Consider the following 17,204-nt stretch of genomic DNA (forward strand, 5'->3'; position numbering starts at 1 on the left):
ATGTTGATGCACGCCCACAAGTCCCTCGGCGAACTCGAGAACCCGTCTGAATTCGTGGCGCGCCACATCGGCATCGCAGCCAGCGATGAGACGCAGATGCTGTCGGTCATCGGCGCCGCATCGCGACGTGCGCTGATCGAATCCATCGTGCCGCGCACCATCGCGCGGCCGGTGCCGATGGCGCTGCCCGCGCCGCTGACAGAAGCTCAGGCGCTGGCCGAGCTGAAGGCCATCGCCGCCAAGAACAGGGTGCTCAAGAGCTTCATCGGGCAGGGCTACCACGGCACGCACACGCCAGGCGTCATCCTGCGCAACATCCTCGAGAACCCGGCCTGGTACACCGCCTACACGCCTTACCAGGCCGAGATATCTCAGGGCCGCATGGAGGCGCTGATCAACTTCCAGACCATGGTGTGCGACCTCACCGGCCTGGCGATTGCCGGTTCCTCGATGCTCGACGAAGCGACCGCCGCCGCCGAGGCCATGACGCTCGCGATGCGCGTGGGCAGGAGCAAGTCCCCCACCTTCTTCGTCGCCGACGACGTGCTGCCGCAGACGCTTGAGGTGGTGCAGACGCGGGCTCGTCCGCTCGGCATCACCGTCGTCACCGGCCCGGCCGATGCGGCCGCGGAGGCACAGGCCTTCGCGGCGCTGTTCCAGTACCCCGGCGTGAATGGCGTGGTGCGCAACCTCGAGCCCGTCATCGCTGCCGTGCACGCGGCCGGGGGCCTCGCCATCGTGGCCGCCGACCTGCTGGCGCTGACGCTGCTCACCTCCCCCGGCGAGATGGGCGCCGACATCGCCGTCGGCAACACGCAGCGCTTCGGCATGCCGATGGGCAATGGCGGCCCGCACGCGGCCTACATGGCCACGAAAGACGAGTTCAAGCGCTCCATGCCCGGCCGCCTGGTCGGCGTGAGCGTCGACGTGCACGGCAACCCCGCCTACCGCCTCGCGCTGCAGACGCGCGAGCAGCACATCCGCCGCGAGAAAGCCACCTCCAACATCTGCACGGCGCAGGTGCTGCCCGCGGTGATCGCCAGCATGTACGCCGTGTACCACGGCCCCCAGGGGCTCAAGCGCATTGCGCAGCGCGTGGCGAGCTACACCGCGGTGCTGGCTGCAGGGCTGCAAGAGATCGGCGCGCCGCTCGCCAAGGGCGGGCGATTCGACACGCTAGAGGTGAGCACCGGTGACAAGACCGAGCAGGTGCTGATCGCGGCAAGCGAAGCCGGCTTCAACCTGCGCCGCGCGTCGGCCGAGTCAGTCGGCATCACGCTCGACGAGACCACCACACGTGACGACATCCGCGCGCTGTGGGAGTTGTTCGGCAAGGCCGCCTCGTCGTTCGAGAAATACGAGAAAGGCATCGCGCCACTGATTCCCGATGGGTTGCTGCGTAACAGTGCGTTCCTCACGCACCCGGTGTTCAACAGCCACCATTCCGAGACCGAGATGCTGCGCTACATCCGCAGCCTGTCGGACAAGGACCTTGCGCTCGACCGCAGCATGATCCCGCTGGGCTCGTGCACGATGAAGCTCAACGCCACCAGCGAGATGATTCCCATCACCTGGAACGAGTTCGCCAACGTGCACCCCTTCGCGCCACGCGAGCAACTGAAGGGCTACGACGAGCTCGACCAGCAGCTGCGCGACTGGCTGTGCCAGGCCACCGGTTATGCCGGCATCAGCCTGCAGCCCAATGCCGGCTCGCAGGGCGAATACGCCGGCCTGCTCGTCATCAAGGCATACCACGAGGCACGCGGCGAAGGGCATCGCAACATCTGCCTGATCCCCGAGTCGGCCCACGGCACCAACCCGGCCAGCGCACAGATGGCTGGCCTGCAGGTGGTGGTGACGAAATGCGATGCCGATGGCAACGTCGATCTCACCGACCTGAAGGCCAAATGTGAAAAGCACAGCGCGCAACTCGCGTGCGTGATGATCACCTACCCCTCCACCTACGGCGTGTTCGAGACGCGCGTGAAAGAGCTGTGCGCGCTGGTCCACCAGCATGGCGGGCGCGTCTACGTCGACGGGGCCAACATGAACGCACTGGTCGGCGTGGCCGCGCCGGGCGAGTTCGGCGGCGACGTGAGCCACCTCAACCTGCACAAGACCTTCTGCATCCCGCACGGCGGCGGCGGCCCAGGTGTTGGGCCGGTGTGCGTGGTGGCCGACCTCGTGCCTTACTTGCCGGCACACCGATCTGCAGGTATCGGCACTCCCCAGCAAGTGGGCGCCGTCAGCGCAGCCCCGCTCGGCAACGCCGCGGTGCTGCCCATCAGCTGGATGTACGTTCGCATGATGGGCTCCGACGGTTTGAAGACCGCGACCGAAACCGCGATCTTGAGCGCCAACTACATCGCCGCGCGGCTGGCCGATCACTACGACATCCACTACAGCGGCAACATCGCTGGCGTGAAGGGTGGTGGCGTGGCGCATGAGTGCATCCTCGACCTGCGGCCGCTGAAAGACAGCTCCGGCATCAGCGCCGAAGACGTCGCCAAGCGCTTGATCGACTACGGCTYCCATGCGCCGACGCTGAGCTTCCCGGTGGCCGGCACGCTGATGGTGGAGCCGACGGAGAGCGAGCCGCTGAGTGAGCTCGACCGCTTCTGCGACGCGATGATCACCATCCGAGAAGAGATCCGCAAAGTGGAGCAAGGTGCCTGGCCGCGCGAAGACAACCCACTGAAAGCGGCGCCGCACACGACCGCAGCCTTGCTCACCGCCGACTGGCCGCACCCGTATTCACGCGAAGAAGCGGCCTACCCGCTCAAGAGCCTGCGCCAGCAGAAATACTGGTCACCAGTAGGCCGGGTGGACAACGTCTATGGCGACCGCAACCTGTTCTGCAGCTGCGTGCCGCTGGCCGCCTACGAAGACTGAGAAGGCCTGCCGGCCGTTCCCTTGGCCATCTGCAGCAGTTCTTGCAGCAGGCTGCCGATTTCTTCGTGGGTATCGATGATGAACCGCGCGCTGCTGGGTGGCCCATCACGGCCCACCTTCAGCGTGAGCCAGTCGGCCGGCACGCGCTCGAACACCGGCTCGTCGTTGACGTCGTCGCCCGCGAACAGCGCTGACTCCGCACCCGCACGGCCCACCAAAGACATCACCGCATCGGCCTTGTCGGCAGCGTCATCAGGCGCGATGTTCATCACGCACTTGCCCTGGAAGAGGTGCAGGCCCGCCTGTTCGCCGGCCAGCATGTCGTCGATGCAGCGCTGCGCAGCCAGCATGTCGGGCGCGAGCCGGTAGTGCAAGGCCAGCGAATAGCGCTTGTCTTCCAGTTCGATGCCCAGCAGCGACAACACGCCCTTGTTGCGCGACAGCTTGCGGCGAATCTCGTTCAGCCGGTCGATCGAGCCGGTAGGCAGGGCGCCGGCGGGGTCTTCCGCACCGTGGTTGCCGAGGATGTAGCGCGGCTCGAACGGCAGCCGCGCCGTGACGTCTGCCACCGAGCGGCCGGTGACGATGGCCACCGGCACCAGACTCGCCAGCTCCTTCAGCACTGGCGCCCACGGCGCGGGAACGCGCGCGTCGTCGGGGTGTTCGACGATCGGCGCCAGCGTGCCGTCGAAGTCGAATGCCAGCAGCGGCTTGCGCTGCATCACCGAGACCAACGCACTCTGGCCTGCGGCGGAAAAGAGAGGCGTTATCTCATTCATCCCAGTCTGCCTGATGTAGTTGAACGCGTGCTTCCACGCGTCTGCGCAAGCGCAGACGTGCGGCATGCGCGAGCATGCGGCCAGCCCAGCGGAACACGTTGAACTCGCGCACCGTCATGCGCAGGTTCGCCATGCGTTCGCGCTGCTCGGCCGGCGGCATGGTGATGCCGCGGTAGAGCGCGTCTGCCGTCTCCTCCACGTGGTACGGGTTGACGATGAGCGCCTCGCCGAGTTCACGTGCAGCACCGGCAAAGCGGCTCAGCACCAGCACGCCCTGCTCGTCGTCGCGTGCCGCCACGAACTCCTTGCAAACGAGGTTCATGCCGTCGTGCAGGCTGGTCACCACGCACACGTCGGCCGCACGGTACAGCTCGTTCAGCGCATGGTGGTCGTGGTGCTTGGCCAGCAGGTGCACCGGCTGGTAGCCCTCGCCGCCGAAGCGGTCGTTGATGCGCTGCGTGACGAGGTGGATGCGCTCCTGGAACACGCGGTACTCGTCAAGCGACGACCTCGTGGGCGCCGCAATCTGCACGAAGCAGAACGAACCCACGAGATCGGGGTGCCGATCGAGCAGGTGCTCCACCGCATGCAGGCGCTCGAGAATGCCCTTGGTGTAGTCGAAACGGTCCACACCGACGGCAAGCTTCATCTTCGGCGTGAGACCGAGCCGGCCGAACGCGCGCTCGCGGCACTCGGCCACCGAGGGCCAGTTGCGCGTTTCCTCCGGGCTCGGCCACGCGATCGAGATCGGGTAGCTCTCGATCAGCGTTTCGTCGGCCTGGTACGAGATGGTCGAGTGCTCGTGCTCGATGCGTGCCTCGAGATTGCGATCGACCGTCTCGATGAAGTTCTTGCAGTGAAAGCGTGTGTGGAAGCCGAGGATGTTGCTGCCCAACATGCCCTGCAGGAGCTCTTGCCGCCACGGGCAGATGCTGAACGACTCGGGGTTGGGCCAGGGGATGTGCCAGAAGGTGATGATGGTGGCGCGCGGCAGCTTCGCGCGGACCATCGCGGGCAAGAGCGCGAAGTGATAGTCCTGCACCAGCACGATCGGGTCTTCGCCACGCGCTTCGGCCACCACCGCGTCGGCGAAGCGCTGGTTGATCTCGCGATAGCGCTTCCAGTCTGACTCGCGAAACACCGGGCGCACGTGGGCCACGTGGCACAGCGGCCAGAGCCCTTCGTTCGCGAAGCCGTAGTAATAGCCCTTCTCTTCTTCCGGCGTGATCCAGATGCGGCGCAGCAGGTACTCGGCATGACCTGGCGGCACGCTGACGCGATCGTGCTCGTCGACCATGCTGCGGTCGGCATCGCCGCTGCCGTGGGCGATCCAGGTGCCCGAGCAGGCGCGCATCACCGGCTCCACCGCCGTCACGAGGCCGCTCGCCGGCTGCTCGACCACTACGCCGTTGGGTGTGTTCTTGTGGATGTAGGGCTCGCGGTTGGACACCACGATCACCTGGTCACCCCGCAATTGCGACTGCAACAATGACCGCAATCGGTCAGGATTCCATTCTTCTTCGGAGCCCAGCGCACGGCGGTACTGGTCTTCGAGATCGCGCAAGCGCGATCTCAAATCGGCTGCCAGCGGTGCCAGCTCGGGGGGCGCTTCGTAGGCCATTGGCCGCAGCAGACCTTCCCCACGCAAGATGCCTCGCACCCCCTTCACCCAGCCGTGCCAGCTCACCTGCGCGACGATCATCGTGATGAGCGCCATCGTGAGGCCGATCACGCCGATGAGGATCATCAGGTACTGCCGTGTGTCCTGGCTGCGCCGGTCGATGAAGCTCAGGTCGTGCAGCAGGATCAGGTTGCCGATGTGCCGGCCCTGGCTGTCCACGGGATAGAGACCCACCTGAATGGCACCGCCCGAGACGTGCAGCAAGGGGTCTCTTGCCTCGGCAATCTGCTGGGCTTCCTTGCATTCCAGCGTCTTGGGGAAGCCCGTGGTGTGCTGCATCAGCCGGCCGTCTTCACTGCACAGGCCGATGGCCACAAGGCGCTCGTCTTGCACGGCGCGGTTCAGCAGCGCCTGGATGCGGTTGTCACGCCCTTGTTGCAGGGCGTCGTCGATCGACTCGGTGAGTGCGTTGGCCACGAGCGAGCCGCGCATGTTGAGATCTCGCGCAAACCAGCGCAGCGTGAGCCGGTCCATCAGGGGCAGCGCGATGTAGGCGGCGGCGGTCAGCGTGAGCAGCAGCGGTACCAAAAATCGCAGCTGCAGACGCAGCGTTTTCAATGAGAATAAATCGCTCAGCAGAACGGCCCTCCACAATTTTGTTCAGAAACTCAGCCCACGGAATGCAATTCCTATTCCCATGAAAAAAACCGCATCGCTCGAACTCGGCGCCATCGGCAACTGCGGCATCAGCGCACTGGTCGACAAAGTCGGCAGCATCGTCTGGTGTTGCATGCCCCGGTTCGACAGTGACCCGGTATTCCACGCCCTGCTCAACTCGGCCGACGGCGTGCCCGACGCGGGCAGCTTCGCCATCGAGATCGAGAACTTCTCGCACAGCGAGCAAGCCTACGACCCTTGTACAGCCATTCTGCGAACGCGGCTGTTCAGCACCGACGGTACCTCGATCGAGATCACCGACTTCGCGCCGCGCTTCTTCAACCGCGACCGCATCTTTCGTCCTGCGCAGATCGTACGCCGCGTTCGCGTGCTGCAGGGTACCCCACGCATTCGCGTCGCCGTTCAGCCGCTCGGGCGCTGGGGCACGGTCACGCCCGTACTCACGCATGGCAGCAACCATGTGCGTTTCGTCGGACCCGACCAGACCTTTCGCCTGACCACCAACGCGCCCATCACCTACCTCGACAAGCAGAGCTGGTTCGCGCTGCACACGCCCGTCAGCTTGCTGTTCGGCCCCGATGAAACGCTGGGCGGCGGCATCGAAGAAACCGCGCGCGATTTCGAGGAGCAGACTTCGCTGTACTGGCGCACGTGGACGCGCCGCCTCGCATTGCCTCTCGAGTGGCAAGACGCGGTGATCCGCGCGGCCATCACGCTCAAGCTGTGCCAGTTCGAAGACACCGGCGCCATCATCGCCGCCATGACCACCAGCATCCCCGAAGCGCCGAACAGCCAGCGCAACTGGGACTACCGCTACTGCTGGCTGCGTGATGCCTTCTTCGTCGTGCGTGCGCTCAACAGCCTGTCTGAAGTGGGCACGATGGAAGACTACCTGCGCTGGCTCAACGACGTGATGCGCGGTGCGGGTGGTGGCCACGTGCAGCCGCTCTATGGCATCGGCCTAGAGCGCGAGTTGCCCGAGAGCGTGCTCACGCATCTCGCGGGCTACCGCGGCATGGGACCGGTGCGCGTGGGCAACCAGGCGGCTGAGCACTTCCAGCACGACGTGTACGGCAACATCGTGCTCGGCGCAGCACAGGCCTTCCACGACCACCGTCTCTTCAGGCGCGCTGATGCAAGCGACTTCGTGCTGCTCGAAAGCATGGGCGAGCAAGCCTGGCTGCTGCACAACCAGCCCGATGCCGGCATGTGGGAGCTGCGCACGCGCTCGCGCATCCACACCTCGTCGTCGCTGATGTGCTGGGCCGCCTGTGACCGGCTCGCCAAGATCGCACGCACGCTGGGCAGCACGGACCGCGCAGACTTCTGGGGCCAGCGCGCGACCACCATCCGCGACACCATCCTCGCCAACGCGTGGAGCGACGAGCGCAGGGCCTTCGTCGAGAGCTTCGGCGGCAAGGACCTCGACGCGAGCGTGCTGCTGATGGCCGAGGTGGGCTTCATCGACCCGCGCGACCCGCGCTTCGTCAGCACCGTCGAAGCGCTCGAAGCCTCGCTGTGCGATGGCCCTTTCATGCGCCGCTACGAAGCGCCCGATGACTTTGGCCTGCCGGAGACAGCATTCAACGTCTGCTCGTTCTGGCGCATCGATGCCCTCGCGCGCATCGGCCGCACGGCGCAGGCGCGCGAAATCTTCGAAGCCCTGCTCGCGAGCCGCAACCACCTGGGCTTGCTGTCCGAAGACCTGCACACCAGCAGCGGCGAGCTGTGGGGCAATTTCCCGCAGACCTATTCCATGGTCGGCGTGATCAACGGTGCGGTGCGCTTGTCCGCGCCGTGGGACACGGTCGTTTGAACGTCATGTGAACACTGGAGGTGTCGCCATGAGCAGTCGCCATCAACCCGCCCAGGCCCCCGAAGACCTGGCAAAGTTTTTCGTGAGCCGAGCCAACGACGGCGACGTCGACGGCTTGGTCGCGTTGTACGAACCCGATGCAGTGCTTTCCACCGGCAAGGGCGAGGTGGCGCGGGGCGCCGAGGCCATCAGGCGCTTCTATGCGTCGCTGCTGGAAAAGCGGCCTCACCTGGAGCCGAACGAGCAGCAGCCCACCTTGCTGAACGGTGGCCTGGCGCTCACGTCGTCTCGGCTGGCCAATGGCGTGGTGACCGCCGAGGTGGCACGCCAGCAACCCGACGGGTCATGGCGGTGGTGCATCGACCACCCGCGGATCGCCAAGGAAGCCGGCGGCTGACGCGGGCCTGCACATCGTCCATGACCTGCGAGGTCATGTGACTTCGGCCGGCGCTGCGCTATGGTTGCAACATGCAAATCGCCTCTGCTTCATCGGCCCGACCCGTGGGCACCCTGTTGCGCGAATGGCGGCAGCGGCGCCGCCTGAGCCAGCTCGACTTGGCGCTCGATGCCAGCATCTCCACGCGCCACCTGAGCTACGTCGAGACCGGGCGAGCCACGCCCAGCCGCGCCATGGTGCTGCACCTGGCCGAGCAGCTCGAGGTGCCTTTGCGGGAGCGCAACACGCTGCTCGCGGCAGCCGGCTATGCGCCCATCTACCGCGAGCGAAGCCTCGACGACCCTGCACTCCAGGCCGCACGCGAGGCCGTGGAACTGGTGCTGCGCGCACACGAGCCCAACCCGGCGCTGGCGGTCGATCGGCACTGGAACATGATCTCGCACAACCAGCAGGTGCTGCTGCTCCTGCAAGGCGTTCCACCCGAGCTGCTGCAGCCGCCCTTGAACGTGTTGCGGCTGAGCCTGCATCCGCAGGGGCTGGCGCCGAAGATCGTCAACCTGACGGCCTGGCGTACTCACCTTTTCGAACGGCTGCGCCACCAGATTGCCGTCAGCGCCGACCCGGTGCTGGCCGCGTTGCTGGAGGAGCTGCAAGGCTACCCGGCGCCGCCCGATGCAGATTCGCACGACGCCATTGATGTGAGCGCCGTGGCGGTGCCGCTGCAGATGCGCACGGCGTCCGGCGTGCTGTCGTTCATCAGCACCATCACCGTGTTCGGCACGCCGGTCGACATCACCCTGTCGGAGCTGGCCGTCGAAACCTTCTTTCCCGCCGATGCGGCCACGGCGCAGGCGCTGCGTCACATGAGTGACGGACAGGGGCCTGCGCATCGGCCATAACCGGTGCCACAACACTGGAGACGAGCATGACCACCATAGCCCACAAGATCTGCCCTTTGTGCGAAGCATGCTGCGGACTCGATGTGCAGATCGAGAGCGGCAAGGTCATCGCCATCCGCGGCCAAAAGACCGATGTGTTCAGCGCAGGCTATCTGTGCCCTAAGGGCGTCGCGCTGAAAGACCTGCACGAAGATCCCGACCGCCTTCGCACGCCACTGATCAAGCGCAACGGCGAGTTCGTCGAAGCCAGCTGGGATGAGGCCTTCGCCGAGATCGAGCGCCGGCTCACCGCCGTGCGCACGCAGCACGGTGCGAATGCGGTGGCCGTGTCGGCCGGCAACCCATCGGGGCACAAGTTCGGTTTGATCCTGTATTTCGGCCGCCTGCTCAAGGCGCTCGGCTCGCGCAACGTGTTCTCGGCCTCCACGCTCGACCAGATGCCCAAGCAGCTGAGCAGCGGGCTGATGTTCGGCGCGTGGTTGTCGATCCCGGTGCCCGACATCGAGCGCTGTGATCACCTGCTGATCCTCGGCGCCAACCCGATGGCCAGCAACGGCAGCCTGTGGACGGTGCCCGACTTTCGCGGCAAGGCCAAGGCCATGCGCGAGCGCGGCGGCAAGATCGTCGTGGTCGACCCGCGGCGCAACGAGACAGCCGACATCGCCGACCGCCACGTGCCCATCCGCCCCGGTGGCGACGCCTTCCTGCTGCTCGGCATGGTGAACACGCTGTTCGCCGAAGGGCTGGTGCGCCTGGGCCGCATCGACGAGCATGTGGCTGGCGTGGCCGAGGTACAGGCCGCCGTGCAGCCGTTCACGCCGGAAGCCGTGGCCGCGCGCTGCGGCATCGAGGCGCAGACCATTCGCGGACTGGCGCGTGAACTGGCCGCTGCAGAACGCGCTGCGGTCTACGGCCGCCTGGGCACCTGCACGCAGGAATATGGCTCGCTGAGCAGCTGGCTGATCGACGTGCTGAACGTGCTCACCGGCCACCTGGACGAACCCGGCTGCGCGATGTTCCCCAAGTCGCCGGCGTTCTCGGTCAACACCGAAGGCAAACCGGGCATCGGCCGCGGCGTCGTCACCGGCCGGCACCGCTCGCGGGTGAGCGGCGCGCCCGAGGTGTTCGGCGAGTTGCCCACCGGCTGCCTGGCCGAAGAGATCGAGACTCCGGGTGAAGGTCAGATCAAGGCCTTCATCACGATCGCCAGCAACCCGGTGATGTCGTCACCCAACGGCGCGCGGCTCGCCGCGGCGCTCGACCAGCTCGACTTCATGCTGAGCCTGGACATCTACCTCAACGAGACCACGCGGCATGCCGACGTGATCCTGCCCGGCCTGTCGCCATTGGAAGACACGCACTACGACGTGGCGCTGCCGCAGCTCGCCTACCGCAATGCCGCGCGCTACAGCCCCGCGGCGCTGCCCCCGCCGGCCGGCCACCCGCGCGAGTGGGAAAGCATGGTCCGCCTGATTGCGATCGCCCAGGGCAAAGGCGCCGGCATCGACGTGCAGACCTTCGACACCGAGCTTCTGCGGGCCGATCTGCAACGCCAGTTCGGTGACCAGACCGATGCGGTGATGGCCGCACTCTCGCGCCACACCGGCCCGGAGCGCCGCCTCGACCTCGCGCTGCGCATGGGCGCCTACGGCGATGCGTTCGGCAAGAACCCCGGCGGCCTGACGCTCGCCAAGCTGATGGACTCGCCCGATGGCATCGACCTCGGCCCATTGAAGCCACGCGTGCCCGAGATGCTGCGCACACCGTCCGGCAAGATCGAGCTGGCTCCGCCTTCGTTGATCGACGACGTGAAGCGTGCCGCCACGGCGCTGCAGCAGCCGGCGCCCGAGATGGTGATCGTGGGGCGACGCCAGGTGCGCTCGAACAACAGCTGGATGCACAACCTTCCGACCCTGGCAAAGGGCCCGTTCCGTTGCACGGCGCTGGTGAACCCGGCAGACGCTCAGCGCCTGGGCTTGGCCGACGGTGCACTGGCGCGCATCGCACGCGGCAGCAGCGGCCGGCACATCGAAGCGCAGGTCGAGATCAGCGACGAGATCATGCAAGGTGTGATCAGCCTGCCGCATGGCTGGGGCCATGCATTGCCCGGTGCGCACCTGTCGGTGGCGGCGGAGCGGCCGGGGGCGAATCTGAACGATGTGCTCGACGAAGATTTGCGCGATCCGCTGTCGGGCAATGCTGTGCTCGGTGGCGTGGCGGTTCAGGTCACCGCGGTCGCGTGAACGCGGTCAGCGCCCTACTTCGGCGAACTGGGCGGTGTTGTCGCGCAACCAGTCGCGCGACAACGCGTCGTCTTGCTGGCGTGGATGGAAGTCGGCCTTGAAGTAGGCACGCCATGGCTTGTACGCGCAACGCACCAGGCCCTGCTTGCCGAAGAGGTGATGCGCCGCGCTGCGCCAGGTGCTGAAGCGGAACAAGTCACCGTCGTGCCAGAGGTTGCGCGCTGTCTGGCGCAGCACGTCGGTCAGGAACAGCATCGTCACGCGGCGGAACCACTTCACCCGCCAGGCGTGGTTGCCGCCGAGCGCCTGGTAGATGTCGAAGGCGGTGCTGCGGTGCTCCGACTCTTCGGAGCAATGCCACATCCACATCGTGCGCAGCCGTTGCTCGGCGCCGTCGAGCGCCTCAGGATGACCCAGCATCCACTCGGCCAGGATGGCGGTGAAATGTTCGGTTGCAGCCGTCACGGCCACCACATGGCGTGCATCGACCTGGTCGAACAACGGTGTACGGCGTGTGATGCGCTCTTCCCAGGTGTTCGGGTAGCCGAGCTTCTCGAGATGCCCGTTGAAGAGCGAATGGATGCGCCGGTGGGTGGCCTCCTGGCCGATGAAGCCCTGCACCTCTGTCGCGTAGCGCTCGCGCTGGTCTTCAGGCAGCTGCTTCAGGCCAGCACGCAGTGAGTCGATGAAGAATTGCTCGCCCACCGGGAAGCTCATCGACAAGGCGTTGAACAAGGCGCTGCGAAAGGCGTCGCCGGCCACCCAGCGGCGCTGGATCGGCGTTTCGAGGTCGATCAGCAAGCGGCGTACGACGAGTTCGGTCATGTCTTGTTCCTCTGGAGAATGCGTTGGTACGATCAAGTACCAGTGACGGTCAATGTGCCAAGAGCATGTGGTACTGTCAAGTACCAGTCTCACCCTCAGCCGCCATTTCGCATGCCCGCTCCTGCCGATAACCGCAACGAACATCGTCGTCGCTTGCTCGACGCCATGGCCGATGCCGTGGCGCACAAGGGCTATGCGGACACCACCATCGCTGACCTGGCCGCTCGCGCACGTGTCTCGCGGCGGACCTTCTACGAGCACTTCAGCAGCAAGGAAGAGTGCCTGATCGCCCTCTACGAAGCCGCCAGCCGCCAGGCCCTTGGCGTGCTGCGCGACGCCATCGACCCGGCGCACGACCCGCTGACCCAGGCCGAGCGCGCCCTCGGCGCCTACCTCGCCACCATGGCCAGCAACCCGGTGCTGCTGAAGACCTTGTTCATTGCCATCCTGGGGCTGGGCGACGCGGGCCTGCAGGCGCGCAGGCGGGTGAACCAGCACCTGGCCGACCTGATCCTCGAACTCATCAACCGCCCGGGCGAGAAGAAGCGCAAGCCGCTCCCGCCGGCCCTGGCGATGAGCATCGTGGGCGGCATCAACGAGCTGGTGCTCGAGATGATCGAGCAGGACCGCATCGGTGAACTCACCTCGCTCACCGACACCACGGCCCTCTTCGTGCGCGCGGTGGTCGACGGCACGAGGTAGCTGCGCCGGCCGACGCGGTCACGAGATCAGACGTCGAGCGTAAAGACGAGCGCAGCGCGACGCTCGGGTTCGCCATGCCCGACCAGCACCTGAGCCCATGCGGTGTCGTTGGCACCACGCTCAGGCGTGAGGCCTCTCGTCATCACCGCCACCTCTTCGGACGAGGCATCGATGTCGTTCACGTGAACGAACTGGCTGTCGTAGAGCTTGGCCACCATCGCACCATCGGACTCGATCAGCACGAGATACTTGACGGGCGTCTTGTGCATGGCGGCTCCTGGTGGCTCTTGGCGTGCCGTCAATCGGCCCAGCGGCGTGCGTTGTGGAACATCTGCATCCACGGACTGTGCGCGCTCTTGTCGCCCGAGGTCCAGCTCATCAGCACGTTGCGGAACACGCGCTCGGGGTGCGGCATCAGCACGGTGAAGCGGCCATCGGGCGTGGTGACCGAGGTGAGCCCCTCCGGGCTGCCGTTAGGGTTGAACGGATAGGCCTCGGTGGCTGCGCCGGTGTTGTCTACGAAGCGCATCGCGCGGTGCACGGCTTTCGCATCGCCTCGTTGCGAGAAATCGGCGAAACCTTCGCCGTGCGCCACGGCGATGGGCAGGCGGCTGCCTGCCATGCCCTTGAAGAAGATCGACGGGCTCTCGAGCACTTCGACCAGGCTCAGACGCGCTTCGAACTGCTCGCTCTTGTTGCGCACGAACTTCGGCCACGCCTGAGCGCCGGGGATGATGGGCGACAGCGCGGCCATCATCTGGCAGCCGTTGCACACGCCCAGCGCAAAGGTGTCCTTGCGTTGGAAGAAGGCGGCGAACTGGTCGGCCAGCACCGGGTTGAACATCACCGAACGGGCCCAGCCCTCGCCGGCACCCAGCGTGTCGCCGTAGCTGAAGCCGCCGCAGGCGACGAAGCCCTGGAACTGATCGAGCCGTGCCCGGCCGGTCTGCAGGTCGCTCATGTGCACGTCGAAGGTGTCGAACCCGGCCTGGTCCATCGAGTAGCTCATCTCGATGTGGCTGTTGACGCCCTGCTCGCGCAGGATGGCGAGCTTGGGGCGCGTCTTCTTGATTGAAGCCGCTTCGGGTGTGAACGTGAGGTGGACGTGCAGACCCGGGTCGTCTGCACGCCCCGCGGCCTCGTGCTCGGCATCGGCGCAGACCGGGTTGTCGCGCAGCTTGCCAATGCGCCAGCTCACGTCGTCCCAGGCCTGATGCAGGTCGCGCAACGGTGCGCTGAACACGGCCTTGGCATCGCGCCAGACTTCCATCACGCCACGGTCGTTCGGCTTGCCGATGAAGTGGCTGTGCTTGCTCAGGCCGTGCTCGCGCAAGACCTGCATCACCTCGTTGCGCACGGCGGTCGGCACCTGAATCACGGCACCCAGTTCTTCGTTGAACAGCGCGCGCAGCGTCAACTCCTGGCGGCGACCGCTCACCTGGCCAGCCCAGTTCTTGGAGTCCCCGAAATCGGCACGGCTGTCGCTGATGCCGTCGCCTTCGGTGACCAGCATGTCGATGTTGAGGCTCACGCCCAGGTGGCCGGCGAAGGCCATCTCGCACGCGGCTGCCCACAGCCCGCCGTCGCTGCGGTCGTGGTAGGCGAGCAGCTTCCCCTCGCTGCGCAGCTGATTGATCGCGTTGACCAACGCCTTCAACCGCGCCGGTTCGTCGAGGTCGGGCACCGCGTCGCCGAACTGGTTCAGCACCTGCGCCAGCATCGAGCCGGCCATGCGGTTCTGGCCGTTGCCGAGGTCGATGAGGATCAGCGTGGTGTCGCCGGCCTGCAGCTGCGGCGTGAGCGTCGGTCGCACGTCGGCGATGGTCGCGAATGCGGTGACGATCAAGCTCACCGGCGCGGTGACTTGCTTCGCCTCTTTTTTGTCACCCGCGCCTTCACTCCAGCGCGTGCGCATCGAGAGGCTGTCCTTGCCGACAGGTACGCTGATGCCGAGCGCCGGGCACAGCTCCATGCCGACGGCTTTCACCGTGTCGTAGAGCGCAGCGTCTTCACCTGGCTCACCGCACGCAGCCATCCAGTTGCAGCTCAGCTTGACGCGCGGCAATTCGAACGGCGCGGCCAGCAGGTTGGTGATGGCCTCGCCGACGGCCATGCGGCCCGAAGCCGGCGCGTCGAGCGCGGCCAGCGGCGTGCGCTCGCCCATGCTCATCGCCTCGCCGCGGAAGCCGCTGTAGTCGGCCAGCGTGACGGCCACGTCGGCGACAGGCACCTGCCACGGGCCGACCATCTGGTCGCGGCTGTTCAAGCCGCCCACCGTGCGGTCGCCAATGGTGATGAGGAACCGCTTGCTCGCAACGGTAGGGTGGCGCAGCACATCGAAGGCGACCTTGTCGAGCGACACGTCATCGAGGTTCAGCGGTGCGAACTGGCGCTCGATACGCTGCACGTCGCGGTGCATCTTGGGCGGCTTGCCCAGCAGCACCTCCATTGGCATGTAAATGGCCTGCTCGCCGCCCGGGCCGTCTTCTAGCACCAGCTCCTTCTCGCCGGTGGTGACGCCTACCACCGCGAACGGGCAGCGCTCACGCTCGCACATGGCCTTGAAGATCGGCAGCGCCTCGGGCGACACCGCCATCACATAGCGCTCCTGGCTTTCGTTGCACCAGATTTCTTTGGGCGCCAGGCCGGTCTCTTCCAGCGGCACCTGGCTCAGGTCGAAGCGCGCACCGCGGCCCGCACCGTCCACCAGTTCGGGAAAGGCGTTTGAGATGCCGCCCGCTCCCACGTCGTGGATGGCGAGGATCGGGTTCACATCTCCCAGCGCCCAGCAGTGGTTGATGACCTCTTGCGCACGGCGCTGGATCTCGGGGTTGCCACGCTGCACCGAGTCGAAATCGAGCTCGGCCGCATTGGCCCCTGCGGCCATCGAACTCGCAGCGCTGCCGCCCATGCCGATGCGCATGCCGGGGCCGCCCAGCTGGATCAACAGCGTGCCGGCAGGGAACTCGATCTTCGTCGTCTGCGATGCGGAGATCGAACCCAGGCCGCCCGCGATCATGATGGGTTTGTGGTAACCGCGGCGTTGCGCGTTTTCACCGGCGCCTACCGTTTGTTCGTAAACGCGGAAGTAGCCACCCAGGTTCGGCCGGCCGAACTCGTTGTTGAACGCCGCGCCGCCCAGCGGCCCCTCGGTCATGATCTGCAAGGGGCTGGCGATGTGCTCCGGCTTGCCATAGGGCGACTGCTCCCACGGCTCGCTGGTGCCGGGCAGGTGCAGGTTGGAGACCGTGAAGCCGGTCAGGCCCGCCTTGGGCTTTGAGCCGCGGCCGGTCGCGCCTTCGTCGCGGATCTCGCCACCGGCACCGGTGGAGGCGCCAGGGAACGGCGAGATCGCCGTCGGGTGGTTGTGCGTCTCCACCTTCATCAGCACATGCACCGTCTCGTTTCGGGCCGTGTATTGCGGCGCGTTGGTGTAGCCCTGCGGCAGCCAGCGTTCGATCGCGCCGCCCTCCATCACCGAGGCGTTGTCGCTGTAGGCGATGACGGTGTGCTGAGGCGCCAGCGTGTGCGTGTTGCGGATCATCTGGAACATCGATCGTTCCTGCGGCACGCCATCGATGGTGAACTGCGCGTTGAATATCTTGTGGCGGCAGTGCTCACTGTTGGCCTGCGCGAACATCATCAGTTCGACGTCGGTGGGGTTGCGCTTGAGGGCAGTGAAGGCGGTAACGAGGTACTCGATTTCGTCACCACTCAGGGCCAGGCCGAACTCGGTGTTGGCGGACTCCAGCGCCGCGCGCCCGCTGCCCAGCACATCCACATGCGCCATCGGCTTGCCGGGCTGTTCGTCGAAGAGGTGAGACGCGTTCTCGCGCGCGAGCAGCACGCTCTCGGTCATGCGGTCGTGCAGCAACGCAGCGGCGGCTTGCAGCTCTTCACCGGTCAGCGCTTTCGTGCCTCCTAGAAGGCCGCTCTTGAGGGTCACGCGAAATTCGGTGACGCGCTCCACACGCTTGATCGCGAGGCCGCAGTTGTGGGCAATATCGGTGGCCTTGGAGGCCCAGGGCGACACGGTGCCCAGCCGCGGCGCCACGACAATCAACGCGCCATCGCTTGGGCCGGCATAAGCGTCGCCGTAGCGAAGCAAGGCTTCGACCTTGTTCACGGCCTCGGCGGCCAGCGGCTTGTCGCTCCAGACCCAGTGCACGTGCCGCGCGTGAACACCGGTGATGCGGGAATTGACCGTCTGAAGCCTCGGCAACAGGGCCTGGGCGCGGAATGCGGACAAGGCGTTGCCGCCCTCGAAGTGCAGCAAATGCTTGGGTGTGGAAGTCACGCTGAGGCTCGGTGCGGGGTGTGTGGCCCGCCCGGGTGTAGGGCTGGCCGGTGGA

At 66.3% G+C, this 17,204-nt stretch carries 11 protein-coding genes; 6 read left to right on the forward strand and 5 right to left on the reverse strand.

Translation table 11 applies throughout. From position 1 onward, the window contains the following. Nucleotides 1-2,892: an aminomethyl-transferring glycine dehydrogenase gene (gene gcvP / locus AC1DYS_RS23520; protein ID WP_477903642.1), complete on the forward strand. Its 2,892-nt coding sequence runs from the start codon at nucleotides 1-3 to the stop codon at nucleotides 2,890-2,892. Here gcvP and otsB read toward each other — a convergent pair. Both otsB and AC1DYS_RS23530 read right to left on the reverse strand, forming a co-directional pair. Further along, on the reverse strand, nucleotides 2,880-3,671 hold the full coding sequence (otsB, locus tag AC1DYS_RS23525; protein ID WP_477903644.1) for a trehalose-phosphatase: 792 nt from the start codon (nucleotides 3,669-3,671) through the stop codon (nucleotides 2,880-2,882). The two genes, gcvP and otsB, sit on opposite strands and share 13 nt — an antisense overlap. Further along, entirely contained in the window at nucleotides 3,664-5,910 is a 2,247-nt protein-coding gene (locus AC1DYS_RS23530) for an alpha,alpha-trehalose-phosphate synthase (UDP-forming) (RefSeq protein ID WP_477903646.1), read from the reverse strand. Before AC1DYS_RS23530 ends, otsB begins: the two co-directional genes overlap by 8 nt. 79 nt (nucleotides 5,911-5,989) lie before the next feature. On the opposite strand from AC1DYS_RS23530, the gene AC1DYS_RS23535 reads away from it, so the two are divergent. The 4 genes from AC1DYS_RS23535 to AC1DYS_RS23550 all read left to right on the forward strand — a co-directional run bounded on the left by AC1DYS_RS23535 (nucleotide 5,990) and on the right by AC1DYS_RS23550 (nucleotide 11,325). Then, nucleotides 5,990-7,786, forward strand: a complete 1,797-nt coding sequence (locus AC1DYS_RS23535; RefSeq protein WP_477903648.1) for a glycoside hydrolase family 15 protein — start codon at nucleotides 5,990-5,992, stop codon at nucleotides 7,784-7,786. A 28-nt stretch (nucleotides 7,787-7,814) separates the two neighbouring features. After that, nucleotides 7,815-8,183 (forward strand): YybH family protein, encoded by a 369-nt coding sequence (locus tag AC1DYS_RS23540; RefSeq protein ID WP_477903650.1) that lies wholly within the window; start codon nucleotides 7,815-7,817, stop codon nucleotides 8,181-8,183. A 71-nt stretch (nucleotides 8,184-8,254) separates the two neighbouring features. Beyond that, the gene (locus AC1DYS_RS23545) at nucleotides 8,255-9,082 is read left to right on the forward strand and encodes a helix-turn-helix domain-containing protein (protein ID WP_477903652.1); all 828 of its coding nucleotides are present in this window, start codon (nucleotides 8,255-8,257) and stop codon (nucleotides 9,080-9,082) included. 26 nt (nucleotides 9,083-9,108) lie between these two features. Then, nucleotides 9,109-11,325 (forward strand): molybdopterin-dependent oxidoreductase, encoded by a 2,217-nt coding sequence (locus AC1DYS_RS23550; protein WP_477903654.1) that lies wholly within the window; start codon nucleotides 9,109-9,111, stop codon nucleotides 11,323-11,325. Nucleotides 11,326-11,331: 6 nt separating this feature from the next. On the opposite strand, the gene AC1DYS_RS23555 is transcribed toward AC1DYS_RS23550, so the two are convergent. After that, nucleotides 11,332-12,150, reverse strand: a complete 819-nt coding sequence (locus AC1DYS_RS23555; protein ID WP_477903656.1) for a metal-dependent hydrolase — start codon at nucleotides 12,148-12,150, stop codon at nucleotides 11,332-11,334. Between the two features lie 111 nt (nucleotides 12,151-12,261). On the opposite strand from AC1DYS_RS23555, the gene AC1DYS_RS23560 reads away from it, so the two are divergent. Beyond that, a complete protein-coding gene (locus tag AC1DYS_RS23560) occupies nucleotides 12,262-12,852 on the forward strand; it encodes a TetR/AcrR family transcriptional regulator (RefSeq protein ID WP_477903658.1) in 591 nt (196 codons plus the stop codon). Between the two features lie 26 nt (nucleotides 12,853-12,878). Here the strand turns inward: AC1DYS_RS23560 and AC1DYS_RS23565 are convergent, their stop codons facing one another. Beyond that, nucleotides 12,879-13,121 carry a hypothetical protein gene (locus AC1DYS_RS23565; protein WP_477903660.1) on the reverse strand — a complete coding sequence of 81 codons (243 nt, stop codon included), beginning with the start codon at nucleotides 13,119-13,121 and terminating at the stop codon, nucleotides 12,879-12,881. 29 nt (nucleotides 13,122-13,150) lie between these two features. Beyond that, the gene (gene purL / locus AC1DYS_RS23570; protein WP_477903662.1) at nucleotides 13,151-17,149 is read right to left on the reverse strand and encodes a phosphoribosylformylglycinamidine synthase; all 3,999 of its coding nucleotides are present in this window, start codon (nucleotides 17,147-17,149) and stop codon (nucleotides 13,151-13,153) included. Nucleotides 17,150-17,204: the final 55 nt, after the last annotated feature.

This window comes from Rhizobacter sp. P2_G4 (assembly GCF_056403575.1).